Source organism: Citrobacter sp. wls619 (assembly GCF_005281345.1).
GTDB lineage: Bacteria > Pseudomonadota > Gammaproteobacteria > Enterobacterales > Enterobacteriaceae > Citrobacter.
In genome coordinates this window covers 1-1,222 of record NZ_SZXJ01000037.1, presented here as the reverse complement: position 1 = coordinate 1,222, position 1,222 = coordinate 1, and the positions used below count along the sequence as shown (strand labels likewise).

The 1,222-nt window shown below is 47.1% G+C and carries 1 protein-coding gene; it reads left to right on the top strand.

The genetic code is table 11. The annotated features are described in order from the left end of the window. The first annotated feature begins 54 nt into the window (after positions 1–54). A complete protein-coding gene (locus FDX19_RS07275) occupies positions 55–1,215 on the top strand; it encodes an IS30-like element ISCfr4 family transposase (protein ID WP_137382206.1) in 1,161 nt (386 codons plus the stop codon). Positions 1,216–1,222 lie beyond the last annotated feature (7 nt).

Sequence of the window (1,222 nt, the reverse complement as noted above, 5' to 3'; positions counted from 1 at the left end):
CTGTGAGTTCAATGGGTCGATGCAACGCTATCCTTAATCAAGGGGGACATTGTCATGAAACGAAGAACTCGGATTAACTACACGCCAGAGCAGAAGGCAATTATCTGGGACAGATATAAGCAAGGTGATTCTCTACATGATATCGCCAGAATGTTCGACAGATATCATTCTTCCATTATGCCCACTATCCACCAGACAGGCGGCTACCGTCCTCCCGTGCGAAAACGGCACCGATTAGCGCTTTCGCTTGATGAAAGAGAGGAGATATCCAGAGGGCTGGTAGCAAAACTCAGCATCAGGGACATCGCCGCCAAATTATCAAGAGCGCCCTCAACGATTAGCCGCGAGGTCAGGAGGCACGGTGGTGCAAAACAATACCGAGCAGCAAAAGCCGATGCTACTGCGTGGGAAAATGCGCTGAGACCAAAACCTTGCAAGCTAATTGAAAGCCCCGCATTGTGTAAAATCATTGCAGAGAAGATGCATCAGGACTGGTCGCCGGAACAGATCGCCGGTTGGCTGAAACGCTGTTATCCGGATAATCAGGAAATGCATGTGTCACACGAAACAATTTATAAAACGCTTTTTATACAAACCCGGGGAGCATTAAAAAAAGAGCTGCAGCAATGTCTCAGAAGCGGAAGAGCAGTGCGTAGATCCAGAACGTCATCGCTTAAAGGGAAAGGATTAGGGTCAATCCCGAACACGATACCTATCAGCGAAAGGCCACCAGAGGCGGCTGACAGAGCCATTCCAGGTCACTGGGAAGGTGACTTGATTCAGGGCTCGAAAAACTCCTATATCATCACCCTCGTAGAACGTCATTCCCGTTTTGTTATGCTGGCGAAGATCAGAGACAACAAGACCATAACGGTTATATCTGCACTTATCAGACAAGCCCGGGAATTACCTGCTGAGCTTTATAAAACATTAACTTGGGATCGTGGCGCTGAAATGACCAGCCACACACGATTTACTATAGCGACAGACATTCAGATTTATTTTTGTGATCCTCAATCTCCCTGGCAACGTGGCTCAAATGAAAATACGAACAGATTGCTCAGACAATATTTTCCAAAAGGAACTGACTTATCGGTTCACAGCCAGCAAAGACTTAACAGTGTTGCCAGACAGCTCAACGAAAGGCCGAGAAAAACGCTAGACTATGAATCACCCGCAGAACGGTTCAATAAGTGTGTTGCGTCCATCAGTTGAACTCACA